The following is a 26,090-nucleotide window of genomic DNA, read 5'->3' on the forward strand; positions in this document are numbered from 1 at the left end:
CAATAACTTTCTATAGACGCAAGAGATTTATCTGTAAAAGAAACAATTTTGATTCTATACAATTTCATAATAAAAACCAGTCCTATTCAAGAACTGGTTTTATTATTTTTTAAAAGTAAATCTTTTACTTTATTTTTTTCGCCATATAGTCGCTTTCATTTCCTAATCGGTCGATGGCTTTTATCGCAACGGCATTTAGTATTTTCCCGTCTTTATTTTTAGGAATTTCTTTTGAAAGAGTATCTAATGTCAGAATATCTGTTTCCCAAACTCCATTGTATTGGGTGAAAAGTACCCACTGGAAAACATCACCGATTTTTTTACTGCTCCAGCTTGCCTGTACGGCAATTCCATTGTCATTGATAAATAACGTGGGAGTTTGGAGCGGCAATGCTTTTATCCACGGGCTTTTCGGAACGAGCGCTTTTTCTTGATACGGTCCATTCTTCAACGTCGGAAGCATATTTGAATTTTTTGTTAACCCTGCAATACTCCAGTGAATTTCTCCGGCATCGCTTTTCAATACCTGTCTCGAAATATCAATCTGATTTTTAATTTCTGTAGGTCGGTCCGAAACTTTTATTTCTACTGTATTCAATCCCGGCCACAAGTGACGGTTCATGGTGTTTTCAGATTTCCACCAGTTGAGTAAGCCTTCAAAAGGTTGACCTTTTGATTCGATCGGCCAGTACAATTGTGGCGAAAAATAGTCTACCCAGCCTTTGTTCAGCCATAATTTTGCATCAGCGTACAGTTCGTCATACTGGGAAGAACCTACAACGCCTTCAGGATACCCAGGTTTCCATATTCCAAACGGACTGATTCCGAATCGTACATAATTTTTCTCGGCATGGATCTCTTTATAGATTCTTTCTACAAATTTATTTACATTATCTCTCCTCCAATCTGCTCTGGATAAGGTGCCGCCACTTTGTACATACGCATTCCATGTAGCATTATCCGGAAAGTCTGCTCCTTTATTGTAAGTGGCATACGGATAAAAATAATCGTCAAAATGCACTGCATCGATGTCATATCTTTTCACAATATCTTTCACCACATTGGAAACATGTCCCTGTGTTTTAGGATTGGAAGGATCAAACCAATACATTCCGTTCTTTAACCTTACAACGATATCAGACAGCTTATTGGCCATTGACAGTCCATTAACGGCTCCTCCATTGGTATGATGAGCTCTGTAAGGATTCAACCAAACATGAAGCTCTAACCCTCTTTTATGGGCCTCATCAATCCAAAACTGAAGAGGATCATAATTCGGATAGGGAGGAGTTCCTGTTTCACCGGTCAGGAAGTAAGACCACGGCTCAATAGAGCTTGTATATAGGGCATCCGCAGATGGACGTACCTGAAAAATTACGGCATTGAAATTATTATTTTTCAAAGTTTCCAGCATACTGATCGCTTCTGCTTTCTGCTGTTCTACGGAAAGATTATTTCTTGAAGGCCAGTTGATGTTCGCCACGCTCGCAACCCATGCCCCACGGAATTCCCGGTTGATGGCAGGAAGGTTTACTTTAAAAATTTCGTCTGTGGGAGTTACAGTTGGCACCGGCTTGGTAACCACAGGTACTGGTGGCTTTGTGGGAGTTTTAGTTGGCTTTGTCGGAGTTTTATTGGGAACTGTTTTTACGGTATTGCTTTGCACAGAGCAAGAACTGCTGTATGACGCAAAAATACCTAATAAAAAAACAAGCTTTAATTGATTCATTTTCATAGGCTGCAAAACTACATTAAATATTTTTTTTAATCTTTTAAAAATATCATAATAAAATGAATTACCATCTAATTTTTAAATAAAAAAAGCCCCGAAATTCGGGGCTCTATATGTATAAATATGGGTTTTATTAAGCTTTCCCAGATCTTTCCATTCTTTTTCTTTCTTCTTCAGAAAGGACTTTCTTTCTCATACGAATAAAGTTTGGTGTAACTTCAATCGCTTCGTCAGATTGGATATATTCCATACATTCTTCAAGAGAGAATAAGATTTTTGGTGCAACACCAGTATCTTTATCTTTTCCTGAAGCTCTCATGTTGTTAAGCTGTTTTGCTTCAACGATGTTTATCACTAGGTCACCAGGTTTGTTTTGTTCACCGATGATCATACCTGCATAGATTTCCTCACCCGGATCCACATAAAACTTACCTCTATCCTGTAGTTTAGCGATAGAATATTCTGTAGCCGGACCTTGAGTTTTACTAACCAATACTCCATTACTTCTTCCTGGAATAGCACCTTTGAAAGGCTTGTATTCTGTGAAACGGTGAGCCATAATAGCCTCACCAGCAGTTGCAGTTAGCATCTGAGAACGCAATCCGATCAAACCTCTTGAAGGAATTTCGAATTCCATGTGCTGCATTTCCCCTTTAGTTTCCATTACGTGAAGGTCACCTTTTCTCTGAGTAGCTAAGTCGATTACCTTAGAAGCATATTCATCCGGTACGTCTACTACCAAAGATTCATAAGGCTCACATTTTTCTCCATCGATTTCTCTCAAGATAACCTGTGGCTGGCCAATGGTCATTTCATATCCTTCTCTTCTCATTGTTTCAATTAAAACTGACAAGTGAAGAATACCTCTACCGAAAACCAAGAAAGTGTTTGCATCTCCAGTTTGTTCAACTCTTAATGCTAAGTTTTTCTCTAATTCTTTAGTTAATCTTTCTTTTAGGTGATTAGAAGTTACATACTTTCCATCTTTTCCAAAGAAAGGTGAATTGTTGATAGAGAACGTCATGTTCAACGTTGGCTCATCAATAGAAGTTCTTGGTAATGGTTCAGGATTTTCAAGATCTACGAAAGAATCACCGATTTGGAATGCGTCAAAACCTACAACAGCACAGATATCTCCGGCTTTTACTTCTGTAACTTTTTTCTTACCTAATCCTTCAAAAACGTAAAGTTCTTTTACTTTTCCTTTCAATACTTTACCGTCTGCCTGGGCTAAACCAATCCATTGAGATTCCTTGATCTCTCCTCTGATTACTTTTCCAATAGCAATTCTTCCTAAGAAAGAAGAAAAATCTAAAGAAACGATCTGCATTTGAAGATTCCCTTCTTCAACTTTCGGTTCTGGAACGTATTGTAAGATACCATCTAATAATGGGAAAATATTTTCTGTTTGCTCTAATGATGTATTGAACCAACCTTGTTTTGAAGAACCGTAGAACGTTGGGAAATCCAATTGTTCCTCAGTAGCTTCAAGAGCAAAGAATAGATCAAATACTTTATCATGAACTTCGTCAGGACGACAGTTTGGTTTGTCAACTTTATTAATAACAACTAATGGTCTTAACCCTAATTCTAATGCTTTTTGCAATACGAATCTTGTTTGAGGCATTGGCCCTTCAAAAGCATCTACTAATAGAATTACCCCATCTGCCATTTTAAGAACTCTCTCTACTTCACCACCAAAATCGGCGTGACCAGGAGTGTCGATTACGTTAATTTTAACGTCTTTATAAGTAACAGAAATATTTTTAGATAAAATGGTAATTCCCCTTTCTCTTTCAAGATCGTTGTTATCCATTATTAATTCTCCACTTTCCTGATTTTCTCTGAAAATGTTAGTAGCATGAATAATCTTATCAACCAAAGTCGTCTTCCCGTGGTCAACGTGTGCGATAATCGCAATATTTCTAATGTTTTGCATGAATGATTTTTACGGGTGCAAAAATAGTGTTTTTTAATGAATTAATTGATAACAAGATTAATTATTTAACAAATTCATAATGAGAGCGTTAAATCAAAACACCCGTTAAAGCCCTAAAATAGAATCATTTATGAGTTTTTCCGAATGATAAATTAAAAATATAAGATTAAGTTTAAATGAGTAATCATCACCATATTTTTTGAAACAATAAATAATACGACGAGTTCTGTCGTTGTGCACCCCTACTTTTGGTTTATAGATTTCCTGCAGGAATGTATATAATTAATTATTAACCTTTATCACAAAAAAAATGTCAAACAATTTAAATTTATTAACGATTTCAGAATTTATTGGTACTCAGGATCCTTCTTTAGATAAGGATATTGTAATATTACTCGACGAGTTTAGTGGAGAAATTGTCAATTTAAAAAAACAGGATACTTCTGTTCCAAATGGAAAATACTTATCCTTTATTAAGGCAAATAGTGATGGTTCAGTTGCATACTATAAAAGAGTTGTCACTAATGATATTTCTATTAAAATTGCAGAAGTTCATGGTGATGGAAATACAGATGATTCCGCTGAAATTCAGCTACTAATTAACGAAATGGAAGCCGGTCAAGTTTTAAATCTTGAAAATAAAAGATATATGCTCTATACTCCAATACAAATCAATAAGGCAATTAAAATAAAAAGTTCTGGAACAGTAGGAATTGGACCTGACAGACCGTATCTTTTAACAAATAATAACAATGGAATTATCATTAATAAATCTGGTGTAGTTTTAGAGGGATTCGCCATCGGGAATGGAGTTCCTTATGCTACTACCTCTAATGCTTTAACAGGAATCAAAATAGTTGGTACAAATACACAATACATTAATGATATTACCTTAAGAAATATATTTATTAACGGTTATCAAACTGCATTAGAAGTAAACTACATGTGGACATCTCAAATTCAGACTCTTAAAACATTAAATTGCCAAGTAGGAATTCTTGTTAAAGGAAAATCAGTTAACAATGAAATATCCAATAATACTTCACTTTCATTTGATTTCACCACTGCCGATAGTAAAGGAATCTGGTTTTTAGGAGAAAAGGGAGAAGGGACGGAAAAAGAAGGCTGGAGAATTATTGACACATTAATTTATGGGGCTTATGAAGCCATTTATGCAGAGAAAATATCTCATGTAAATTTCATGAACAGTATGATTGATTTCTGTCAACATATAGGAATTGTTATGTTAAATGACTGTTATAACTGGAATATAAACAGCAACTACATTGCTCTTCGAAAACCTGGATATGGAATATATTCAGCCAATAGTATTGTCAATCCTTTAATGGTTAGAGGACATAAAATTATTGATAATGATATCCTTATTTATGAAAATAGTGAAGCCGATGTAGTATCAATTGGTGTGAATATCATTGGTGCAGGGTCATTGTATGATGACGTAAGAGGCAATTCTGTAAAAAACTTTAAAGCCTACGATATCAGAGCTCTTGAAGGATTAAAAACCACTATCAGCAACAACAAATGTCTGTCGGAAATTGAACCTAATATTGTCAGCAACTTTATCACCAATGATAATTTAGGAACCGTGTATTATCAAAATCTAAATGATTCTCTTCATCTAGGAAAAGTAAAAATAACGTATGCTGATGCTTATCCTACTACATCTTCTTCCCAGTGGAAACGTGGTGATATCATTTTAAACATAGGTCCTGCTGTAGATGCACCTATCGGATGGGTAAATACCACCGACGGAACAAACACCTGGAAACCGTTTGGAATTATAAATGCTTAAGACTTGTAGGTCTAGTGTTAAAAAACATCTCCTTTTGGAGGTGTTTTTTGTTTCTCTGTGGTCCATAATCTTTATTCAAGCATCCTCCATATTCTTTAAAACAAGAAATAATACGACGAGTTCTGTCGTTGTGCACCCTTACTTTTACTTATAGATTTCCTGCAGGAATGTATATAATCATTAATTAACAAATTAACCAACACATACATGACAACAATTGAATTAAATGACCCATTCACCGGAGAATGGACAAGCTTTTTAGAAACAGATTTCACCTATGAAGGCAGCGCTGTTACCGATGCTTTATGTGATGATATTATTTACAAAAAAGTGACTGGCAAGTATTACCGCAGAATCCTGATTGAAAATATCGTTAATGCGATATGGTTTGGAGTAACCGGTAATGGAACAATTGATGATACGAATAAAATCAATGAAGCAATTACTAAATCTGCTGCGATCAATGGAATCTTATTTTTTCCGGAAGGCAGATATAAAATTACGGGATCTGGATTGAATTTATTAAACAATTCCAATCTGTTGGGAATAGGAAAAGATACTGTTTTCGAAATGGACGACAATGCTTATTGGTGTATATCTGCAAACAGTGGTAGCGGCGGAACTGATAATGTTAATGATAACATAAAAAACATCACCGTTAAAAATATTCATTTTAAAAGTGTAAACAATCAGTTTTCTGAATTTAAACATCTTATGAATCTTAATGCGGTGAGTGATGTGATCATTGAAAGCTGCTACTTTACCCAGTTCAGAGGAGATGGTATTTATATTGGAAGTTCTAATATAGAAGGTTTAGAGCGACATAATGAAAGAGTATTTGTCAGAAACTGTCACTTCGACGGCGTTAATCATGCCAATAGAAATGGAATTACTATTATAGATTGTAATACTGCAGTTATTGAAGAATGTACATTTGCAAATTGTAGCTTAGATGAACGCATTACGATCGATGGTAAAATAATCCCGAGAATGCCTGGTGCCATTGACATTGAACCTGATACACATGATTTCCATATTGTTAAAAATATCACTATCAAAAATAATACATTTAAAAATGTCGGTGGAAGTCCAGGAGTAATTTCTATCATTATCAATAAAATTACTACAAACTGTGGCAATATTGTCATTGAGAATAATTACATTTCTGAATGCACCAGTGCAAATGCCATTTGCATCTCTACCTCCAGAGGAGCTACATCATTTGACGAGTTAAACGATTGTATGGTAACCGTACAGAATAACATTTTCGAAGGTACTCCAGGTTTTGATAACCGGGCAATGACGATAACCGCATCAAAGAATGTGAAAATCTTTGATAATAAGTTTAGTAATTTTGATCGTTCATGTATTATTTCTTATGAAGAACCCGATAATATTGCAGAAAAGTCTTACATCTCCAATATTTATATGGAGCGGAATTTATTTCACAAACTAGGTCTTACAGAACAGGTAAGTTTCAGTTGTTTTAACATCAAAAATTTCCAGTTTAAAAACAATGAATTAAAAGGAGTTTCTGAAGCAAACAATGCTAACGACTTCTTTTTCTATTTCATCAGAGGGGTTTCTTCAGAAATTATTTTTGAACGTAACACATTCATCAATTCTTCCGGATATACGATCGTTATGGGACCTTCTCATACCACCGAAGAAAATACCAATACATTCACCAGTAATCATTTTGATGTTTTATATAACTGGAACTTCCATTGGCTGAGAGAGAGTGCTCCACTCACTCTTAGAAATGCAGCTCCACCCAACGGACATGTTTTTTATGATGAAACCAACAATGTTTCGCAGATCTATTTAGGTGGAACATGGAAGACCATTACAATGGAACCTTAATTTTTTGAAGACAGCTCTTTTGGAATGTCTTTCTTTAGTAGTAAACACTCCATCCATAAATGAAAACGATTTGAATAAGAACAACCAATCCCCATTTCAACAGAAAAGATTTTTTTGAAATCTTATGTCTGAAAACAAGCATGCCTAATATGGACCCTATTGTACCTCCAAAAAAGGTAAGAATTAAGAGTGTTTTCTCAGAGATTCTTTGTTGATGTTTTACCGCTTTTCTTTTATCTAACCCGAATATTGCAAAACATATTATATTGATAAAAATCAAAACTATAGCTATCATATATGCAAAAGTAAGATAAAATTAGGACGAATATCACAATGGTTTAAAATCATAGTGATTGCTGGTTCTCTAAGCCATTGTTACCCAATAAAAAATGATTTCCAGTATCCTGGAAATCATTTCTTTGTAAAATTTATAAAAAAGAATAGGTATTATGCTCCGTGTCTTCCCTCATTAATTTCTTCTACCATTTTAACATTAAAAGCAGGTAAGTCTTTAGGTGTTCTGCTCGTTACCAATCCTTTGTCTACGATAACTTCTTTATCTTCCCATAAAGCACCTGCGTTTTTTAAATCTTTGCTAATCGAATCTACAGAAGTCATATTCCTTCCTTCTACAACTTCAGCATTAATTAAAATCTGAGGACCATGACAAATTGCTGCCACCGGCTTTTTCTGCTGAAAGAAATCCTTAACAAACGCCAGTGCCTGATCATTTGTTCTCAGCTGATCGGGATTAATTACTCCTCCCGGCAATACCAATGCATCATAATCCGATGCAGAAGCTTCAGTAAGAGTTTTATCCACCGGATATTCTTTTCCCCAGTCTTTTTCTGCCCAAGCCTTTATTGAGCCTGATTCAGGGCTGATAATATGGGCCATCCAGCCTTGTTGCTCTAAATGTTCTTTAGGAGATTTCAATTCACTTTCTTCAAATCCGTGGGTAGCCAGTATGGCAATTTTCTTAGACATATTTTTATATTTTTATGGTGTTATATCTAAGCTTAAAAGAAAAAATAATGCCGTTATAATTATTTTAATTATTAAAAGTTGTTAAATTATTTATTCCAATTTAAAATATTAACTTTCTTTTACTTGAAAAAAACTAAAAATATTTTTCTGTGAACATAAAATATTGCATTCTAAAATTTTATTCCTTTAAAACCCAGTTTATAAAGAAAATTATTCCAGAGCTGAACAGATATAAAAAATAGGCATTACGGGAAAACTCGCCTTTTTTCATTCCAAAAATGCTATTTTAGCCATCCGAAAACAGAACAATGACGACCGTAGAATTTATACAAAAGCAGCTCAATATATCCGAAAAAAGCATCAATGCAACCCTTCAGTTATTATCTGAAGACTGTACTATTCCTTTTATTTCCCGTTACAGAAAAGATAAGACCGGAAATCTGGATGAAGTTCAGATTGAGCAAATTTTAAAGATCAGTAAACAGTTTGACGAGATTGTAAAACGAAAAGAAACCATTCTAAAATCAATTGAAGAACAGAATGCACTGACGCCGGAATTTAAACAGAGAATAGAAGAAAGTTTCGATATTCAGGAGCTTGAAGACCTTTACCTTCCTTTTAAAAAACGTAAAAAAACAAAAGCCGATACCGCAAAAGAAAAAGGACTCGAGCCTTTAGCGAAGATCATTATGAGCCAGAAAACCGGTGATCTGATGACTCTGGCATCAAAATACCTCAATGATCAGGTTTCTTCCGAAGAAGAGGCATTACAGGGTGCAAGAGATATCATGGCAGAATGGATCAATGAAAACATGTATGTCCGTAAAAACCTGCGCCGCCTGTTTCAGCGTAAAGCAGTGGTTACCTCTAAAGTCGTGAAGGCTAAAAAAGATGAAGAAGCTGCTCAGAAATTCTCACAATATTTCGAATGGGATGAAAACTTAAGCAGAACGCCCTCCCACAGGCTATTAGCAATGCTCAGAGCCGAGACTGAAGGTTTTGTAAAAGTGAATGTAGGAGTTGACAAAGAAGAAGCCGTTGAGTTTATCGAAAATGCAGTGATTAAATCCAATAACGAAGCTTCGGAACAGATTGCCATTGCCATTAAAGACAGCTATAAAAGACTTCTTGAGCCTGCCATATCCAACGAAGCCCTCCAGGAAGCCAAAGAAAAAGCAGATAAGAAAGCCATTGAAATATTCTCTGAAAACCTAAGCCAGTTGCTGCTTGCTCCGCCTTTAGGAGAAAAAAGGATTTTAGCAATTGATCCCGGCTACAAAAGTGGCTGTAAAGTGGTATGCATTGACGAAAAAGGAGATCTTCTTCATAATGAAACCCTTTATCCACATGCTCCGCCGAATGAATCCGGAATGGCGATGAAAAAAATCCGGTCTATGGTGAATGCCTACAATATTGAAGCAATTTCCATCGGAAACGGAACAGCCAGCCGTGAGACAGAGTTTTTCATTAAAAAAATTGCTTTTGACAAACCATTGCAGGTTTTTGTGGTTTCAGAAGCAGGCGCATCCGTATATTCTGCCAGTAAAATTGCCAGAGAAGAGTTTCCAAGCTATGATGTCACAGTACGTGGTGCGGTTTCCATCGGCCGAAGATTGGCCGATCCTTTGGCGGAATTGGTTAAAATTGATGCCAAATCTATCGGTGTTGGGCAATACCAGCATGATGTAGATCAGACCCAATTAAAAAACGAACTGGATTCTACGGTCATGAAATGTGTAAACTCAGTAGGAATCAATCTTAATACAGCCAGTAAATCACTGTTAAGCTACGTCTCCGGAATCGGTGAGAAAATGGCCGAAAATATTGTCAATTACAGAACAGAAAATGGGGCTTTCGAAGACAGAAAGCAACTGAAAAAAGTTCCAAGACTGGGTGAAAAAGCCTTTCAGCAGGCAGCTGCCTTTGTGAGAATTGCAAATGCAAAAAATCCTTTAGACAATTCTGCTGTACATCCGGAAGCGTATGGAATTGTTGAAAAAATGGCTAAAGACCTCGGTATCAAAACCCCTGAACTTATCGCCAACAAAGAAAAAATAGCCCTCATAAAACCCGAAAATTATATTACGGAAGTCATTGGAATTTTAGGAATCAAAGATATTTTAAAGGAGCTTGAAAAACCAGGACTAGACCCCAGAAAAGCTGCAAAAGTATTTGAATTTGATCCTAGCGTAAAGAAGATCACAGATTTAAAGATAGGAATGATCCTCCCGGGAATTGTAAATAATATTACTGCATTTGGATGTTTTGTGGATCTTGGAATCAAAGAAAGCGGCCTTGTTCATATTTCCCAGCTTAAAGATGGATTTGTTTCTGATGTGAATGAGGTGGTAAAGCTTCACCAGCATGTTCAGGTAAAAGTAACCGAAGTGGATGAAGCAAGAAAAAGGATTCAGTTAAGTATGATTCTGTAATTAAAAATTCATGAGAATTTCAGAATTAAAAGAAAGAAAAATAGTCCGCCGAGCAACCCGAAATTTTGATTTAGGAGGTAACCGTATTTATAATGAATTTGAATATGATTTACCTTTCAAAGCTGATTTTTCAGGTAGTGAAAAACAAAGAGAATGGGCGAAAATAATTGATATGATCCCTTTCTTTCTTATTTTTCTTTTCATTTTTAAACAGGCTCCAATTCTATCTTTCTTGTTTTCAATCCCATCAGTAGTTATTCTTGGAAGTGTTACCGAAACAGTTTGGGGAACAACCTTAGGAAAAAGGATTTTTAGAATGATTGTTATTGACGATTTTGGAAATTTCCCCAATTTTTCTACATCGTTAAAAAGAAATTTTTTGTGCTTATCCAACTTCTATCCTTCCTTTTCAGAATACACCACCAAAGATGTTGCATTTGGAACTCAAACACATTTTAGAACGGATTTAAGTATGCACATGAACAACAAACTGTGCAAAACATATATTATCAAAGAAATTCAGTTGTTGAAAATCAAAAAACTGTTAGAAGAAAAAAAGTAGCTTAAAATTAAGCTACTTTCTTTTTTATTTAAAATCCCTGGAATCTCTCCTCGGTTGCTTTACTTCTGGCCATTTTGTGACCTGTCCTTTATCATCCAAAGGCATTTCTCTTTTCTCTCTGTTCGTAAATTCGGGATCTTCTGAGGCCATATAGGCCAATGATGCCGTTAAGATGACATTATTCTTCACCTCATCAAAAACAATCTTATCATACGTATCTTTTGTCGTATGCCACGTATATCCAAAATACCCCCAGTTAAGCGAGCTTAGAGAGAATCCCGGCACACCCGCTGCAACAAACGATGCATGATCAGAGCCTCCCCCGCCCGGCATTCCCGGAAAATCGGTTTTGATCTGATCTCTTACATTCTTGGGAACTCCGTTCAGCCATCTACCGATATAATCATAGGCATGTACAAATCCCTGTCCGCTGATATTCACCACACGTCCGGTTCCGTTATCCTGATTAAATACTGCCTGAACTCCTTTCATTATTTCAGGGTTATCAGCTACAAAACCTCTGGAACCATTCAGTCCCTGCTCTTCACTCCCCCATAATCCCACGACAATGGTTCTTTTGTTGTTAGGATAATACTTCTTTAAAATCCTCATGGTTTCAAGCATGGTAAGAACACCTGTTCCGTTATCTGTAGCTCCCTGCGCTCCGTCCCATGAATCCAGGTGGGCAGAAAGGACAACATATTCATTAGGTTTTTCTTTTCCCTTAATGATTCCGACTGTATTGAAGGTTTTTGCATCCGGAAGAACGGTTGACTGAGCCTCTACTTTAATTTTAGGTTTACTTCCTTTTTCAGCCATTCTGAAAAGCATTCCGTAATCCTCTACATCGATATCAATCATTGGAATTTTGGATGTTTTAGCCCCAAAAATTCTGTTAGCCCCCATAATTCCGGTCCAGTTGGAAATGGCAATCCCGGCGGCTCCGGCTTTTTCCAATGCTTCAGGAAGCGTATTGTTATCGTAGCCGATATTTTTCACATAATCACGGAAGTCTTTTGAATCCTGTTCTTTTTGGGCTCTCAGTTTTTCATACAATTCCGGTGTTGCAAATTCTTTGATCTGTTCATCCGAACGGCCAATCTTCTGGTACTGCGCCATCAGCACAATTTTTCCTTTTACAGACGGAAGCCATTGATCAAACTCTGCTTTAGATGCTGCTTTTGGAAGGACCACCACTTCTGCTTCAATTGCTCTTTTTGTTGCAGGGCTCCACGCCAGTTGCGTCGCAGATAATGATTTCACCCTTGGATAGACCATGTCTACATGGGTAATTCCGCGTTGCCAGCCTTTCCAGGTTCCAAACTGCTGGAGATTGGCTTCTACGCCCCAAGAACGCAGCTTATCTGCCGTCCAGTTGTTGGCAGCAAGCATTTCCGGAGTTCCTACCAGACGTGGTCCGATTCCGTCCAGAAGCTCATGCGCCATATCTTCAAGCTGAGAGCTGCGGTTGATTTCATTAACGAAATTTTCGATAACAGGATTAAGCTTTTCTTTTGAATTTACCGGTCCCTGAGCCCAAGAAAACTGAGCGGCCAGTAGTACTGCAGGTACTGCAAAAAAAGTATTTATCTTCATAATTCAAATTGATTGCTTTAAAGATAAAGGAATTCAGGAAAATAGGAAAGAATACCCCGGAAAATCAGGCGATATCCCATATAAAAACAAAAACCGGGCAGCCCCAGCTACCGGTTATCTATTCACTGCTGCTCCAACAGGATATAAGCATAAAAAAACCGGTTTCCTGGGAAACCGGTTCAGAATAATTATTTTTTTGCTTCTTCAACGGAAACTTTTCTGAATTCCTTGAACAATTTGCTTAATTCCAAAGCTGACTTACGAGCTCTTGTCCCAGCTGCTTTGTTACCTTTTTCTGATTGTTGCCCTGCTTCAGTTGCGAATGCTTCAAATTCCGCGTTGATTTTTTCAATTAGTTCTTTCATTTATTTTAAAATTTAGGGTGCAAATATAGGTTTTATGGTGATTCCAGCCTAACTGCAAAGAAAAAAGTTTGCATTAAATCGTCATTTTTTTCGCATTTTATTTAAAATCAGCATATTTCATGTGATTATAATAGCTAATATGGTGCTTTACATAATTAATTACGACCTTTTCACCTTAATTAATTGTTGAATAATTACATTATCATTATAATATTTATTTTTATTCCAAATTTCTATTTTTGTGATATATTCTCTATCATAACACCTTCAGAAGCTTCTTTCAAGACATTGAAATATTTCAAAAGTTGATTTTTATTTTAATTGAAGCTCTTTTACCTTCCTCCCTGCATTTTCCAACAGAACAAAGCTTTCCGAAGTCATCCGGTCCGCAAATACAATCCTGAAATGATGGCTGTACTGATCAGACAGAGAAAATGTATTTCCTGGAGTAAATAAAATACGGTTCGTTTCACAATATTCATAAAAAGTCTTCATATCAGTTTGTTCTGGCAGCTGCCCCCAAATACTGTATCCACCTTCAGGCCTGTGGAAGTAAGAACCTTCCGGAAAAGCTTTGCTTACCACATCCAGCACCTGAAATGCCTGCTGGCTGAGTTTTTTACGGAAGGACCGCAAATGCCTTTCATAAGCGGTTCCCTGAAGAAGTTTCAGCATCAGCTCCTGATAAATCGGTGAAACGGTTCTTCCTAATCCAAACCTGTTTTTTTCTGCCTGAGCATAAAATTCCCCTGCATACAGCCAGCCCAGCCGTATGCCTGGCGCAAGGGTCTTTGAAAATGAAGAAAAAGTCATGACCAGCCCTGTATCATCAAAGCTTTTTATGCAGTTGGGCCTTTTTTCTCCAAAATAAAGGTCTCCGTAGATATCATTTTCTATAATGGGTATCTGATAATACAATGCTGTTTTCAGCAGTTCTTTTTTTGCTTCATCACTCATGACAATCCCTGTAGGATTATGAAAATTGGGTGTTACGACCAAAGCCCGGATATCATTATCCTTACAAGCCTGATCAAAATATGCCGTATCAAAACCATTACGGTAGTGAACCGGCACTTCAATCACTTTAAGTCCAAGATTGACGATTGCCTCCAACACTGAAAAAACACAGGGACTCTCAACGGCGACAATATCTCCCGGACTTGTTACCGTTCCCAATGCAATCGTCAGCGATTGTAGGGCACCATCTGTAATGATCAACTCATCAGGGTTCACATAACTACCGTTGCCCCCTATACGCTTTGCAATTTCCATTCTTAGCGTCTGAAGGCCATTTGAAGGGTAATAACGCAACAGTGAGGTTCCTTTTTCCCGGATCACTTCCTGTAGGGTTCTGAGTATCAGTTTTTGCGGCACCAGCAGATCACCGGGTGCCGCTGCGTTAAAAGAACTGGATTCCGAAGGCTTTATTCTTGCAGAAGTAAGCATGACGTTATTTGTGAATACAGCATCTTTCACTACCGGAAGAAGAGCTGTTTTAACTTCCGGAATATCTTCTCTGTGAATAGCTGCAACAAAATGTCCTGAGCCGGGAATACTTTCAACCCATCCTCTGATCATGAGATATTCATACCCACTCTGCACAGAGCTTGTGCTCAGATTAAATTTTTTTTTGATCTCCCGAATGGAAGGCAATCGGTCTCCAGCCTGTAAAATACCTTCTTTAATCTGCTCTTCAATCCCCGCCGTGAAAAGTTCATATTTATAAGCCTGCATAGTGTTCTGTTAAATTGTATCGGGCAAATTTACAAAATACACAACCGTACCGATTAAAATTCAGCGTACTGTATCCTTTTTGTACGGAATAACTTCCTAATTTTGAAGAAAAATCGCATGAATATTGTTTCAAAATTCACTGTAGGCTCTGATGAAGGCATCGACAATCTTTTTGACGTGATCAGACCTTCTGTAAGCAGTCTATATAAAGAATTGGTTCCGAAAGAAGATATTAAAAATTATATCCAGCACCTGGATCGTAGAAAGGTAATCAATGAGCTCAACGACCTTTCTAACCAGCTTATTATGACCTATCAGGATGAACAGCCTATCGGATACAGCATTTTAAAAACCGGTTCCCGTTATCCGGGATTACCGGAAGAAAAAAGAGCTACAGAATTTAGTTTTGTTATTCTTCAGGAATATAATTCCCCTGAAGCAAGACAATCCCACTGGAAAAAATGCAGGGCTGCTGTTTCCTTTACCGATGTTATCTGGATCAATATGCTCATCAATGATCCATTGCTGGACTTTTTGAAGGAATCCGGATTCTCCATTGTGGAAGAAACCCATTCGGGGCCTTTCCAGCTTCCTTCTTATCTCTTGACAATGGATATTACGAAAGGGTAATAAAATTCATCACCTTCAGTTCTATTCTATTTGCTTTCATTACAATCAATTTACTTATCTTTGATTTTTATAATTTTAAACGATGAGTGATCAGCTGGAAACCATAGAAGATTATTACAAACGCATCCGGGAAAATAAAATAAGAATGTTTGACTCGGATGATTTTGAGACCGGAAAATCGCATTTCAATATTTCTATGCGGAAATACTGCAGTTTCAAAAGCCCGTACAACCGCCGTGACTATTATAAAATCAGCTTTATTTTAGGTAAAGGAACGTTCCAGTATGGCCATCAGAAGCTGTATATCGACCGCCCTGCCTTATTTTTTCCTTCACCCAATATTCCTTATTCGTGGGAATGTGACGGTGATCTTCAGGAAGGATATTTCTGTCTCTTCAATCAGGAGTTTTTTAATGGAAATTCAGAATTTAAGGTGTTTAAAAAGACTTCTCTCTTTAAAGAATGGAGCGTGCCTCTTGTATTTTTAACAGAAGAACAGACCCATTTGGCCAATCTTTATTTTGAACAGATGTACAAGCTGAACAATTCAGCGTATCCGTTCCGATGCAGCAGTATTAAAAGCCATCTTGCTTCTGTCCTGCATCTTGCCTTAGAAAATAAGGTTGAAGACATTGACCTCAACGAGCTTCCGGCAAGCATCCGTCTTTACCGTTTGTTTGATGAACTGTTGAATAAACAGTTTCCTTTGGATTCTCCGGCTTATCCATTGGCTTTAAAAACCGCCTCAGATTTTGCCGAACACCTCAACGTTCATGTCAATCATTTAAATTCCTCCGTAAAATCGGTCACCAACCTTACGACTACCCAGATCATTAAAGAAAGGATGTTCGAAGAATCGAAAAACCTGTTGAAGTATACAAACTGGGATATTGCCGAGATTGGTTATACTCTGGGATTTGAGCAGCCTTCCCATTTCAATAATTTCTTTAAAAAACATGCCAGCACTTCTCCGCTTAAATTCAAACATAGTTTTTAATTCTTTGAATTTTGTAATTTTTACTTTGTCTTTTAAAATTCATTATCCCGATTCTTGTCTTACTTTTGTATCGTAAAAAAAGAATGAATTATGTTGAAAGAAGCTTCTGAAAAACGCATCAGATTAATAACCATTATGGCTTTCATATCGATCCCGCTATCGGGATTCGTAACGGATATTTATCTGCCGTCATTTCCTTCTATGGCTAAGGGAATGCAGGTTTCAGAAAAAGACATCCAGATCACTCTGACCTCTTATTTGCTGAGTTATGGAATCTGTCAGTTATTTGTGGGTGGGATACTCGACAGTATCGGACGTTACCGCCCGAAGCTGGTGGCCTTATTCCTGCTGGTGATCAGTAGTATTTTGATTACGATGACCGACAGTATCCTTTTGATATGTCTGCTCCGTATCCTTCAGGGAGCCGCCGTTTCCGTTCTGGTAGTTGCTACGCGTGCTATTTTTGTGGATATCTACGATTCTGAGAAGGTAAAACATTATCTGAGTTATTTTACGATTGTCTGGTCTTTGGGTCCTATCCTGGCCCCTTTCCTGGGCGGTTATCTTGAAAAACTGTTTAACTGGCACGCCAATTTTTATTTCCTTGCCTTCTATGCCGGAGGAATTTTTCTGTTTGAATGGTTTTTCAGTGGTGAAAGTCTTCCGGAGAAAAAGAGACTCAATTTTTCAGAGAATATAAGTTTATACAAAATGATGCTGAAAAACAGGATTTTCATGCTCGGGATTTTCATTCTGGGACTGAGTTATTCTATCGTCATGCTGTTTAATATTACGGGACCTTTTATTATTGAAAACACTTTTCATTTTACTCCGGTAGTGATTGGATACTGTACGTTAATTTTAGGTTTTTCCTGGATGATTGGCGGATTTATCGGAAAACGCAGAATTACCCTGGATTTTAAAGCACGGATTATACAGCCTATTATTTTTCAGCTTTTTATGATTGCCTGTCTGATTGTGATCAGTTATTTCGCAGAGAGTCTGTTTATTATGGTTCCTTTTGCGTTCTTTATCCATATCTGTTCGGGAATTCTTTTTACTTCATTTTTCACGACCAGTATGTTATATTTCCCTAAGAATGCGGGAACGGCCGGTGGATTAATGGGTGGATTAGTGTATATTATTACGTCTCTTACGAGTTTTATTATTTCTGTAAGCGGAAATGTTACCGAGCAAAAAGATCTCTCATGGCGCTATTTAATTATTGCCCTTTTATTACTGGGCATTATCGTCATTATGAATAAAGTTTTAAGAAAAGAAAAAGCAGAGAATTAATCTCTGCTTTTTTCTTTAAAAAATTTGCCTATCCCTTAAATAGCAATTCAAAACTTTCAATCGAGAATTAAAAACAGTGGTAGAAAAGAACTAAATTACCAAGGGCTAAAAAAGATTCTAAAAGAGAAAAAATGAAATCGATAATATTCAAGATAATTTCATTTATATCTATTCCACAACACTCTGCACAATTAAAATAACAGAAAATGAACATTGAAATTTTTAAAAATATTCTACAAAGTGTGACGCCAATTTCGGAAAATGAATGGTTGAATTTTGCGCAATATTTTTCTTACCAAAAGCTTTTAAAAAATGAAACTTTATGGAAAGAAGGGGAAATATGCAATCATTTAGTTTTTATAAAAAGTGGATTAATTTATTGTTATCACAACAAAGAAGAAAAAGAAATTGTCACAAATTTATATTTTGAAAACGCTGTTTTTTATGATGATTACAGTTTTATAAAGCAAGAACCCTGTATTTTGAATTATATTGCGTTGGAAACTACTGAACTTATTGTAATTCCAAGAATTGGATTGTATGAAATGTTTGATAAATACAAATCATTTGAACGACTTGGTCGAATGATGGTTGAGAGAAATCATACACTTTCAATACAAGAACAATTAAATTTTAATGGAGATAAAGCAGAAAAAAAATATTTAAACATCATTACTTCACAACCAAGTTTACTACAAAGAGTTCCATTAAAAATTATTGCTTCGTATCTCAATATAACACCTGAACATTTGAGTAGAATTAGAAAAAAAATATCCATTTCAAAGCCTTAACAATGATCAAGAAATTAATTTTCTTTCTTGATAATCATCAAGTAGTATCACATCTTTTCTATGGACATTTGTAACTGAATAAAATGTAAAACAAATGACAAGAAAATTTTTTTTAACAATTGCATCTTTTATTGCAACAATCGTCGGAATCTTTGCCCTTTTTTTCCCTTCTATATTACAAGAAAGCAAGGGAACATTACCAAATAACGCTACGTATGTATGGACCTCTGAAGTCGGTATTTTATTAATGACAATTGGTATTATGGCTTTTCTTGTACGTAAAGAAGAAGATTCAAAAATATTAAAAGTATTTTTATTTGGTAATTCTATGATACAAATGGGGTTATTTATTATTGAATTACTGGCCTATTTCAATGCGGTAATCACTAAGCTTTCTGGAATTGTCCCCAATCTATGCATTCATATATTACTGACAATTGGCTTTTTATACTTTTGCATAACTATAAAAACCGACAATATTAACACTCATAAATGACACGGAAATAAGTATACTAAACACTTACAACCTTTGCATCAGGCAGGCTGATTACAACATTCAATCCCGAAGTTTCGGGATTTTTATTTGAACCTTACATATCAAAAGTATTACTTTATGGTATTAAATGACATAAGACCGCAAATACCAATTGATAAAAAATAGAAAATTGACCATTCCTTTATTTCTACATTAAATATTTATCAAAAAAAGTTGTTTAATTTTCGTACATTGATAAAAATGTCTATTAATACTTTATAAAATAAGTTGTAAGCATTCATAATTTTTTAATATTATTAAAATGAGAAATGTTTACATAAGCGAAAGCGACGGACATAGCATTGGCGATATTCCAATGAAACCTATTAGCATTGCGTACTTAATTTTGGTACACCGCTTACCTAATCAATTCAAAAAACTTTTTCAGGCGATCTACGAACCCGATCATTTCTATCTTATTCATATTGACAAAAAAGCAAGCCAGGAAATTGGGGAAGAAGTTTCCTCTTTTCTGGAAAAATATACTAATGTGCATATCCTTAACAGTGAAAATGTAATCTGGGGAGGATACAGCATGGTTCAGGCTGAGCTGGACGGAATGGAATACCTTCTCAATATGAATAAAAAATGGGATTATTTCATTAATCTAAGCGGACAGGACTATCCTTTAAAATCCCAAAAAATCATCAAAGAGTTTTTATCTAAAAACAATGGAAAAAACTATATAAAAATTGCTGACCAAGAGAAAAGCAGACCTGAAACGATGAACAGGATTGAAAATTATTTTGAGGAACTGGAAGACCGCATTTCGGATAACACCCATACGAGAGACTTTATGAAGGGGGTAATTCCTTATATTGGCGGACAGTGGATGATCTTAACGAGAAGCTGCTGTGAATTTATCTGCCATAGCAGTGAAGTGAAAAAATTTGAAGATTATTACCTGAATACTCTAATTGCTGATGAATCATTCTTTCAAACGGTATTAATGAATACTTCTTTTGAAGGTACGCTGATTAATGATGATAAGAGGGCAATCATCTGGATTCCGGATGGTGATATTAAACTGCGTCCTAAAACTTTCACCGAAACCGATTTAGCATTTCTTCAAACAGGAAGTTATCTTTTTGCCAGAAAATTTGACGATAATGTGGATGATACAATTATTGATTCTATCAAAATTCAATACGATGCTCCTTTTAAAACGTTTGCCAAAATAGCTAATATCAAAGACATCAGTAAAAGTATCAATCATTTAAATTAAAGTTATTACCTTCATTTGAATATTCTTTATTGGTGATGATTACCATTCTAAAAGACTCATTCTATCGATTAGAGCCCTGATGTATTTCAGGGCTTTTTTTATTATCTTACAAAAAATTAAGAAGCAGGCCTTATGAATATTGAATACCGAAACCTGTTGCCCCACGAAAGCAACATCTATAGATCCATCCGTTTAGAAAGTCTGGAAAAATTTCCGGCGTCTTTTGGAGCTCGATACCAGGAAGCGCTACAAATCGAAAAGTTCAGATTGGAGGGTGATATAGAGCATCAGACTCCGGACAGATTTGTTATCGGAGCCTTTGATGATCAGTCCTTGGTGGGAATTTGTGTTTTTGTAAAAGAGGAAAATGCTTCCGGAACCATTTATCAGATGTATGTCAGAGAAAATTATCAGGGAAAGAATATTGGGGCCGGGCTGATCCAGGCGACCATCAATGAAGCCAGACACAGGTTTAGTTCTGTCGATATTTTTTTAGAAGTGACTCCTCACAATGTAAAAGCCTATGGACTGTACAAGAAAATAGGATTTGAAGTCACCAGCGAAATTGAAGATGTGGATGCCAATATTCTGATGAGGTATGCTAAACTTAAGTAGGTGATGTACAACATAAAACCACACGATAACATCATTAAAGCAGATATATTACTTATCTTTATTTGAACAATTTGTCAATAACCCGCAGTGGGAATTGCTTTTTTAATTCGTTACTTATGATGGATTCTATCAGTATGTATTGTAAAGATCATTTTTTAATTATTGAAAACTCTTTCATGCTGGAAAAGATTGATATAAAGTCTTTTGATGATATAATCATTTCTCATGAGTTTCCGACCCGGAAATATAAATTCTACCTGTTTTTCACACAGCCTGTACAGTACGAGCCCAGTAAAGGCTGGATCAATAGAATTATCTGTTCTATTTTCAGTCACAATAATAATCCTTATGAGATAAAAAGGGCTTACTATGATTAAGCAAAGTCTGCCTGAAACCAACATTCCGGAAATAAAAAACAGTGTATTTTGGAGGACCGAAGATGAGAAAAACAATATCAGTGTTCCAAGAACAATTGTTGTGTACAGTAAGGATCAACTTTCTCTGAATGAAGTATTTAAAAAACATAAGATGATGCGCAAATAAAAAAGGCCAAAGAACTTAGAATTCTTTGACCTTTTTTGTTTTTTGGGATTTTAAAATATTATTCAATTGGTATTACCATGCAGTATCCATTAGGACCTCCAGCTTGCGATATAGGTCTGCACGCTCCGCCGATACAGCACCAGTCGTTTCCACATTCAAGATTTTCGGGACATCTCATGTATCCTCCGTTAATTGATCTCAGCTCGCTTCTATCCAGCGATTTTAAGCCTTTTACTGTTGTTTTCATATGAATTGTTTTTTGATGTATACCAAATGTACTCATTTATTCAATACCCGGTGATTTTTATTCTAACATATTATGGTTTAATTATTTAAAAAAATACACCTCAAATATTCTGTCTGATTTGAAACTGATTAACTACATGTATTGCATGCTCATCTATGTTCCTTTATTTATATTTCTTTATATTGTAGAGGATAAGATATAACGCCTATGCAGAATAATAAGTTTTTTACCATCTTAGGAATTGTAGCCTCATGTACAGCCACTGCCATGTATGTTTCTTATATTCCTCAAATCAACAATAATCTTCATGGAAGAAAGGGAGACTGGCTTCAGCCTCTTGTGGCTATGATTAATTGCAGCCTTTGGGTCACCTACGGATTCATGAAAAAACCGAAACGGGACTGGCCCGTTATGATTGCCAACTTCCCCGGAATTATATTCGGACTCATTACCTTTATTACGGCCATGTAATCTATCCCTTCTACCTTTTGCATGTAGAACAAACGTATTGAATTTTCAACGATCTTATGATCTAAAAGAAAAAACTTCCCTGTGGGGGAAGTTATAACTAAACCTTTACAACTAAAGATACATAAAGAGAATAATTATTAAAAGATTATCACTCCAAATATACTCTTCCCTATTTCACTAACGTATGATTTGGATCATAATAACTAAATTATTATTGATAGAGAAATGGTTCAGTTCTATTTAGACTTTTTCATAAAAGCAATCGCATCCACTTCTATCATCATACCATCCAGCGCCAATTTGGGAACAGGAATTAGAGTGCTTGCCGGGAATTCGTTGTTTTTCCATACTTTATGCACTTCTTCGGACCATATTTTAAGATTCTCCTCATCATGATCAACAATTAAGATCGTGAGTTTAAGAACATCTTCAACCCCTAATTGATACTCAGCAAGTACAGTTTCCAGATTTTTCAAAGAATATCTGACCTGAGTTCTGAAATCTTTAGAAAGATGATGTTCCAGACCTTCGCCGCCACTTTGTCCGGATATAAATACATATTTCCCATCTCCTTCACCGATTGTAGAATGAGCAAAAGCAAATGGTGTTGGGTCAAAAAGAGTTTTTGGATTTTTATGAATGACAGTGGCCATATGAGTTTGTTTTAACTTTGTATTGTCATGCTTTTGTGAAAAAGCAGAAAATCCGATGCAGAGCGCAAACAGGCTAGATACTATACGTTTCATGATATTTTTGTATTGAATTATTAGTACAAATGTAGATTTCAAAATTTCTAAAAGCGTCAACATATGTTGAGGTTTCCAGTTTTTATTGACTGTATATTTGTCAAATTTTTTATTTGGAAATGACGCCGTTACCGGTATGCCGCCTTTACATTCCATTCTGATCAATACATTCGTAAGCTAAAGAATACTCCTGCACGTAATAACAATTTTTTAGATCCACATTACCCAAACATCTTCTACTTCTACTAATGGAATAATCCAACCATTTAAAAATTGCAAAATAATTTCAATAATAATGAACATTGAAATACATTGGAAAGCAATTTGCAATATTATTATTTTTAAATTAACATATATACTTTTCAAACTAATATTCATAAAAACATCAAATGGAGAAAAAACTAAATAACAGCAGAACCGGAAAAAGAAAAAGAGTGGTCTTGATCATTATTGGGATTCTCTTTCTTGTAGCGCTTATTTTCCCGTTTGGACTGAATCTTTATCTCAAAAATAAATTGCCGCAGTTGGTCAATGAAAAAACTCCTTACCAAATCAGTCTTAAAGATTTCAACCTTAATCTTTTTAAAGGTGATATTTCGGCAAATTCAATACGTATTGCAACTAAGCCAACGAAAGATTCTGCGGTTACCCAAATTAATGGGACTGCCAAAAGTCTGCATATAGAAGATTTTGGGATCTGGAATGCCATTTTCAATACCTCTTATCATATCAAAAATATACAGCTCATCGATCCTGATATAAAAGTTATGTTGGGCACGCCAAAAGAGAAAAAAGACTCCCCAAAAAAGAAAGTGAATTTTGGAGTTGAAAATATTTTGATAACCAACGGAAATGTCTCTGTTAAAGGAAAAGACAAAAAAGATCTCATTACCGGAAAAAATGTAAACATTAATCTTACAGAAATTAAGCTGAGTCAAAATGCTTCAAAACTTCCCATTCAGTTTAAAGATTTTAAAATTAATGCTCAGGATGTCCTCATCACAGTTAACGATTTCTATCAGATTTATGCAACTTCTATTAATGCAAAAAATAAACAGCTCAATATTTCCGATTTCCATCTGAAACCAATTGAAAGTCCCTCACTTTATAATGCCAAAAACGTTTTTGACCTGAAGGTCAGTCAGCTTGCTGCCAACAACTTTAGTATTAATCAGGATTCTCTCATCATTGAGGATGCAAAATTTGTAAAACCTCAACTGATTGTTACTTCAACTAACAAAAAAGAGGTACAAGAAAATCCGAAAGAAGTTAACCTGAAAATCGGGATCAAGAATCTTGATTTTGGACAGGGTTCCGTTCTCATTCAGCAAAGAGACAAAGCAAAAATAGCTTCTGTAGATAATTTCCATTTGAATTTAAAGGATATTGTTTTTGACAAAAAAACAGTGAAAGAAAAGATCCCTTTTGCGTTTTCCACCCACAATATCGAATTTGAAAACATCTATTTCAAGTCTGATCCGCTGCAGACCGTTACCATTAAAAAAATTACTTCGAACGATTCTAATATTCTGATTAATGATGTAGAATATAAAGCCATTGGTAAAAGCACTGCAAAAGACCTTTTAAATATCAAAACCGAGAAAATTGAAATCCTAAATAATACCTCGAAATTTGTAGGCCCGCAATTGCAGCTTCAACTTGACAAAATCAATGTTTACCGCCCGGGTATAGAAATCATTAGTGCAATCCATAAAGCAAAAGCTCCTAAAAAAAGTAATAGCGCTACACCGGATATACTGGCCCATCTTGGCGCATTCCATATCATTGACGGGAATTTTGTTCAGAAAAAAGAGGGGCGTGAACAATTAAAGGCTGAAAATTTTAATGTGCAGCTGAATTCAGTGATTACCAACAAAGACATCCTTAAAGAATCAATCCCTTTACATGTTAAAAATCAATTGATTACTGCTAAAAAAATAGATGTAGATGCAGGAAAATACTACCGCCTGAAAGTTGATTATATCAAAAATACAGGACCATTGACCGCTATTACTAATTTTGCTTTTCTTCCGAAATATTCGAGAGCTCAGTTCAACCGGATGATCGCAGTTGAAGAGGATCTTTATACGATAAGAGCTAAATCTATTATGATTACTGATAAAAGCTCAACATTGGGATCAAAAACAAGTATTGATTTAGATCATGTCATTTTTGACGGTATCGATTGTAATATTTACCATGATCTTGCTCCACCGGATGATATTGGTGTACGGTATATGTTCAGTAAAAAGCTTCGTGATGTGAAATTTCCATTGTATATCAAACAGGTAGACATTAAAAATTCCAAATTATCCTATGAAGAGGTAGCCGAAAAAGCAAATATTCCCGGTAAAATTACCTTTGGAGATTTTAATGCGGCAATTAAAAATGTCAACAGTGCAAAAATGAAAGGAAAACCGACATTGATAACAGTGGATTCAAATTTCAATTTTTTTGGAGATGCTCCTACCGATGTGCATTGGCAGTTTGATGTTGCTAATAAAAATGATGACTATGCGATCAATGGAACAATTAAAAATCTTTCAGTAGACAACGCCAACCTTTTTGTAAGGCCTTATCTTAATGTCAGCCTCGACGGACAGATTCATTATTTGAAATTTGATTACAAGGGTAACAGTAACAAAATTGGCGGAAATTTTTATTTTAATTACACGGATATGCGGGTTAACTTTTTAAATAAAAATACAGGGAAAGAGAAAAAAGTTCTGAGTGCTATTGCCAATATTTTTGTTAAAAATGATTCCAAAGGTGAGCCCAACCATGTAGAGGTTGATGTAAAACGTGATCCTAACAAAAGTTTCTTCAATACTTTGTGGCAGGGAATTATGGAAGGACTGAAAAAGTATCTGATTTAGTACAACATAGAAAGACAGCGTAAAATATAATAATTAAAAAAGAGGAAATGTAAATTACATTTCCTCTTTTAGTTGATATTTATTTAAAATAATAT

The 26,090-nt window shown here is 35.6% G+C and carries 24 protein-coding genes; 15 read left to right on the plus strand and 9 right to left on the minus strand.

Annotated elements, in window-relative coordinates:
• Nucleotides 1-124: 124 nt before the first annotated feature.
• Together IW15_RS12325 and typA are read right to left on the minus strand one after the other, a co-directional pair.
• Nucleotides 125-1,735 (minus strand): glycoside hydrolase family 10 protein, encoded by a 1,611-nt coding sequence (locus IW15_RS12325; RefSeq protein ID WP_034711602.1) that lies wholly within the window; start codon nucleotides 1,733-1,735, stop codon nucleotides 125-127.
• Between the two features lie 130 nt (nucleotides 1,736-1,865).
• On the minus strand, nucleotides 1,866-3,671 hold the full coding sequence (gene typA / locus IW15_RS12330; protein ID WP_034711603.1) for a translational GTPase TypA: 1,806 nt from the start codon (nucleotides 3,669-3,671) through the stop codon (nucleotides 1,866-1,868).
• Nucleotides 3,672-3,981: 310 nt separating this feature from the next.
• On the opposite strand from typA, the gene IW15_RS12335 reads away from it, so the two are divergent.
• Both IW15_RS12335 and IW15_RS12340 read left to right on the plus strand, forming a co-directional pair.
• Nucleotides 3,982-5,484 (plus strand): hypothetical protein, encoded by a 1,503-nt coding sequence (locus IW15_RS12335; protein ID WP_034711605.1) that lies wholly within the window; start codon nucleotides 3,982-3,984, stop codon nucleotides 5,482-5,484.
• A gap of 207 nt (nucleotides 5,485-5,691) precedes the next feature.
• Entirely contained in the window at nucleotides 5,692-7,347 is a 1,656-nt protein-coding gene (locus IW15_RS12340) for a glycosyl hydrolase family 28-related protein (protein ID WP_034711607.1), read from the plus strand.
• Between the two features lie 34 nt (nucleotides 7,348-7,381).
• On the opposite strand, the gene IW15_RS12345 is transcribed toward IW15_RS12340, so the two are convergent.
• Both IW15_RS12345 and IW15_RS12350 read right to left on the minus strand, forming a co-directional pair.
• Nucleotides 7,382-7,642 carry a DUF1294 domain-containing protein gene (locus tag IW15_RS12345; RefSeq protein ID WP_034711608.1) on the minus strand — a complete coding sequence of 87 codons (261 nt, stop codon included), beginning with the start codon at nucleotides 7,640-7,642 and terminating at the stop codon, nucleotides 7,382-7,384.
• 152 nt (nucleotides 7,643-7,794) lie between these two features.
• A complete protein-coding gene (locus tag IW15_RS12350) occupies nucleotides 7,795-8,334 on the minus strand; it encodes a type 1 glutamine amidotransferase domain-containing protein (RefSeq protein WP_034711609.1) in 540 nt (179 codons plus the stop codon).
• A 308-nt stretch (nucleotides 8,335-8,642) separates the two neighbouring features.
• On the opposite strand from IW15_RS12350, the gene IW15_RS12355 reads away from it, so the two are divergent.
• Complete coding sequence (locus IW15_RS12355) at nucleotides 8,643-10,766, plus strand: Tex family protein (RefSeq protein ID WP_034711610.1); 2,124 nt, start codon at nucleotides 8,643-8,645, stop codon at nucleotides 10,764-10,766.
• Between the two features lie 10 nt (nucleotides 10,767-10,776).
• Nucleotides 10,777-11,328, plus strand: a complete 552-nt coding sequence (locus IW15_RS12360; RefSeq protein WP_034711611.1) for an RDD family protein — start codon at nucleotides 10,777-10,779, stop codon at nucleotides 11,326-11,328.
• A 24-nt stretch (nucleotides 11,329-11,352) separates the two neighbouring features.
• On the opposite strand, the gene IW15_RS12365 is transcribed toward IW15_RS12360, so the two are convergent.
• The 3 genes from IW15_RS12365 to IW15_RS12380 form a co-directional block, all read right to left on the minus strand.
• Nucleotides 11,353-12,924 (minus strand): M20/M25/M40 family metallo-hydrolase, encoded by a 1,572-nt coding sequence (locus IW15_RS12365; RefSeq protein ID WP_034711612.1) that lies wholly within the window; start codon nucleotides 12,922-12,924, stop codon nucleotides 11,353-11,355.
• Nucleotides 12,925-13,112: 188 nt separating this feature from the next.
• Complete coding sequence (locus IW15_RS12375) at nucleotides 13,113-13,289, minus strand: histone H1 (RefSeq protein WP_034711616.1); 177 nt, start codon at nucleotides 13,287-13,289, stop codon at nucleotides 13,113-13,115.
• A gap of 312 nt (nucleotides 13,290-13,601) precedes the next feature.
• Nucleotides 13,602-15,023, minus strand: a complete 1,422-nt coding sequence (locus IW15_RS12380) for an aminotransferase-like domain-containing protein (protein ID WP_034711619.1) — start codon at nucleotides 15,021-15,023, stop codon at nucleotides 13,602-13,604.
• Between the two features lie 117 nt (nucleotides 15,024-15,140).
• Here IW15_RS12380 and IW15_RS12385 point away from each other — a divergent pair, with 117 nt between their 5' ends.
• The 9 genes from IW15_RS12385 (at nucleotide 15,141) to IW15_RS22800 (ending at nucleotide 21,655) form a co-directional block, all read left to right on the plus strand.
• Entirely contained in the window at nucleotides 15,141-15,653 is a 513-nt protein-coding gene (locus IW15_RS12385) for a hypothetical protein (RefSeq protein WP_034711621.1), read from the plus strand.
• Between the two features lie 82 nt (nucleotides 15,654-15,735).
• The gene (locus IW15_RS12390; protein ID WP_034711623.1) at nucleotides 15,736-16,650 is read left to right on the plus strand and encodes a helix-turn-helix domain-containing protein; all 915 of its coding nucleotides are present in this window, start codon (nucleotides 15,736-15,738) and stop codon (nucleotides 16,648-16,650) included.
• Nucleotides 16,651-16,740: 90 nt separating this feature from the next.
• The gene (locus IW15_RS12395; RefSeq protein WP_034711625.1) at nucleotides 16,741-17,946 is read left to right on the plus strand and encodes an MFS transporter; all 1,206 of its coding nucleotides are present in this window, start codon (nucleotides 16,741-16,743) and stop codon (nucleotides 17,944-17,946) included.
• A 206-nt stretch (nucleotides 17,947-18,152) separates the two neighbouring features.
• The gene (locus IW15_RS12400) at nucleotides 18,153-18,737 is read left to right on the plus strand and encodes a Crp/Fnr family transcriptional regulator (RefSeq protein ID WP_034711627.1); all 585 of its coding nucleotides are present in this window, start codon (nucleotides 18,153-18,155) and stop codon (nucleotides 18,735-18,737) included.
• Nucleotides 18,738-18,831: 94 nt separating this feature from the next.
• The gene (locus IW15_RS12405) at nucleotides 18,832-19,233 is read left to right on the plus strand and encodes a hypothetical protein (RefSeq protein ID WP_034711629.1); all 402 of its coding nucleotides are present in this window, start codon (nucleotides 18,832-18,834) and stop codon (nucleotides 19,231-19,233) included.
• A gap of 301 nt (nucleotides 19,234-19,534) precedes the next feature.
• The gene (locus IW15_RS12410) at nucleotides 19,535-20,497 is read left to right on the plus strand and encodes a beta-1,6-N-acetylglucosaminyltransferase (RefSeq protein WP_228384360.1); all 963 of its coding nucleotides are present in this window, start codon (nucleotides 19,535-19,537) and stop codon (nucleotides 20,495-20,497) included.
• 132 nt (nucleotides 20,498-20,629) lie between these two features.
• The gene (locus tag IW15_RS12415) at nucleotides 20,630-21,112 is read left to right on the plus strand and encodes a GNAT family N-acetyltransferase (protein WP_084681424.1); all 483 of its coding nucleotides are present in this window, start codon (nucleotides 20,630-20,632) and stop codon (nucleotides 21,110-21,112) included.
• A gap of 116 nt (nucleotides 21,113-21,228) precedes the next feature.
• Nucleotides 21,229-21,489 (plus strand): hypothetical protein, encoded by a 261-nt coding sequence (locus IW15_RS12420; protein WP_131368551.1) that lies wholly within the window; start codon nucleotides 21,229-21,231, stop codon nucleotides 21,487-21,489.
• On the plus strand, nucleotides 21,482-21,655 hold the full coding sequence (locus tag IW15_RS22800; RefSeq protein WP_165585192.1) for a hypothetical protein: 174 nt from the start codon (nucleotides 21,482-21,484) through the stop codon (nucleotides 21,653-21,655). Before IW15_RS12420 ends, IW15_RS22800 begins: the two co-directional genes overlap by 8 nt.
• Nucleotides 21,656-21,713: 58 nt before the next feature.
• Here IW15_RS22800 and IW15_RS22605 read toward each other — a convergent pair whose 3' ends face one another.
• On the minus strand, nucleotides 21,714-21,938 hold the full coding sequence (locus IW15_RS22605; protein ID WP_131368552.1) for a hypothetical protein: 225 nt from the start codon (nucleotides 21,936-21,938) through the stop codon (nucleotides 21,714-21,716).
• Nucleotides 21,939-22,109: 171 nt separating this feature from the next.
• On the opposite strand from IW15_RS22605, the gene IW15_RS12425 reads away from it, so the two are divergent.
• A complete protein-coding gene (locus IW15_RS12425) occupies nucleotides 22,110-22,373 on the plus strand; it encodes a SemiSWEET family transporter (protein ID WP_034711633.1) in 264 nt (87 codons plus the stop codon).
• A gap of 236 nt (nucleotides 22,374-22,609) precedes the next feature.
• Here the strand turns inward: IW15_RS12425 and IW15_RS12430 are convergent, their stop codons facing one another.
• The gene (locus IW15_RS12430) at nucleotides 22,610-23,119 is read right to left on the minus strand and encodes a RidA family protein (RefSeq protein WP_228384361.1); all 510 of its coding nucleotides are present in this window, start codon (nucleotides 23,117-23,119) and stop codon (nucleotides 22,610-22,612) included.
• 389 nt (nucleotides 23,120-23,508) lie between these two features.
• Between IW15_RS12430 and IW15_RS22040 the strand changes: the two genes are divergently transcribed.
• Entirely contained in the window at nucleotides 23,509-25,995 is a 2,487-nt protein-coding gene (locus tag IW15_RS22040; RefSeq protein WP_051881993.1) for an AsmA family protein, read from the plus strand.
• Nucleotides 25,996-26,090 lie beyond the last annotated feature (95 nt).

The organism is Chryseobacterium soli (assembly GCF_000737705.1).
In the GTDB taxonomy this organism is placed as follows: Bacteria; Bacteroidota; Bacteroidia; order Flavobacteriales; family Weeksellaceae; genus Chryseobacterium; species Chryseobacterium soli.

Excerpts from the sequence above, each read along its gene's own strand:
- IW15_RS22800 (WP_165585192.1), top strand. The coding sequence starts at position 21,482 with ATGATTAAGCAAAGTCTGCCTGAAACCAACATTCCGGAAATAAAAAAC.
- IW15_RS12335 (WP_034711605.1), top strand. The coding sequence starts at position 3,982 with ATGTCAAACAATTTAAATTTATTAACGATTTCAGAATTTATTGGTACT.
- IW15_RS12365 (WP_034711612.1), bottom strand. The coding sequence starts at position 12,924 with ATGAAGATAAATACTTTTTTTGCAGTACCTGCAGTACTACTGGCCGCT.
- IW15_RS12425 (WP_034711633.1), top strand. The coding sequence starts at position 22,110 with ATGCAGAATAATAAGTTTTTTACCATCTTAGGAATTGTAGCCTCATGT.
- IW15_RS12390 (WP_034711623.1), top strand. The coding sequence starts at position 15,736 with ATGAGTGATCAGCTGGAAACCATAGAAGATTATTACAAACGCATCCGG.
- IW15_RS12430 (WP_228384361.1), bottom strand. The coding sequence starts at position 23,119 with ATGAAACGTATAGTATCTAGCCTGTTTGCGCTCTGCATCGGATTTTCT.
- IW15_RS12350 (WP_034711609.1), bottom strand. The coding sequence starts at position 8,334 with ATGTCTAAGAAAATTGCCATACTGGCTACCCACGGATTTGAAGAAAGT.
- IW15_RS12420 (WP_131368551.1), top strand. The coding sequence starts at position 21,229 with ATGATGGATTCTATCAGTATGTATTGTAAAGATCATTTTTTAATTATT.
- IW15_RS22040 (WP_051881993.1), top strand. The coding sequence starts at position 23,509 with ATGGAGAAAAAACTAAATAACAGCAGAACCGGAAAAAGAAAAAGAGTG.
- IW15_RS12355 (WP_034711610.1), top strand. The coding sequence starts at position 8,643 with ATGACGACCGTAGAATTTATACAAAAGCAGCTCAATATATCCGAAAAA.
- IW15_RS12385 (WP_034711621.1), top strand. The coding sequence starts at position 15,141 with ATGAATATTGTTTCAAAATTCACTGTAGGCTCTGATGAAGGCATCGAC.
- IW15_RS12375 (WP_034711616.1), bottom strand. The coding sequence starts at position 13,289 with ATGAAAGAACTAATTGAAAAAATCAACGCGGAATTTGAAGCATTCGCA.
- IW15_RS12400 (WP_034711627.1), top strand. The coding sequence starts at position 18,153 with ATGAACATTGAAATTTTTAAAAATATTCTACAAAGTGTGACGCCAATT.
- IW15_RS12410 (WP_228384360.1), top strand. The coding sequence starts at position 19,535 with ATGAGAAATGTTTACATAAGCGAAAGCGACGGACATAGCATTGGCGAT.
- IW15_RS12340 (WP_034711607.1), top strand. The coding sequence starts at position 5,692 with ATGACAACAATTGAATTAAATGACCCATTCACCGGAGAATGGACAAGC.
- IW15_RS12345 (WP_034711608.1), bottom strand. The coding sequence starts at position 7,642 with ATGATAGCTATAGTTTTGATTTTTATCAATATAATATGTTTTGCAATA.
- IW15_RS22605 (WP_131368552.1), bottom strand. The coding sequence starts at position 21,938 with ATGAGTACATTTGGTATACATCAAAAAACAATTCATATGAAAACAACA.
- IW15_RS12415 (WP_084681424.1), top strand. The coding sequence starts at position 20,630 with ATGAATATTGAATACCGAAACCTGTTGCCCCACGAAAGCAACATCTAT.
- IW15_RS12325 (WP_034711602.1), bottom strand. The coding sequence starts at position 1,735 with ATGAAAATGAATCAATTAAAGCTTGTTTTTTTATTAGGTATTTTTGCG.
- IW15_RS12360 (WP_034711611.1), top strand. The coding sequence starts at position 10,777 with ATGAGAATTTCAGAATTAAAAGAAAGAAAAATAGTCCGCCGAGCAACC.
- IW15_RS12395 (WP_034711625.1), top strand. The coding sequence starts at position 16,741 with ATGTTGAAAGAAGCTTCTGAAAAACGCATCAGATTAATAACCATTATG.
- IW15_RS12405 (WP_034711629.1), top strand. The coding sequence starts at position 18,832 with ATGACAAGAAAATTTTTTTTAACAATTGCATCTTTTATTGCAACAATC.
- IW15_RS12380 (WP_034711619.1), bottom strand. The coding sequence starts at position 15,023 with ATGCAGGCTTATAAATATGAACTTTTCACGGCGGGGATTGAAGAGCAG.
- typA (WP_034711603.1), bottom strand. The coding sequence starts at position 3,671 with ATGCAAAACATTAGAAATATTGCGATTATCGCACACGTTGACCACGGG.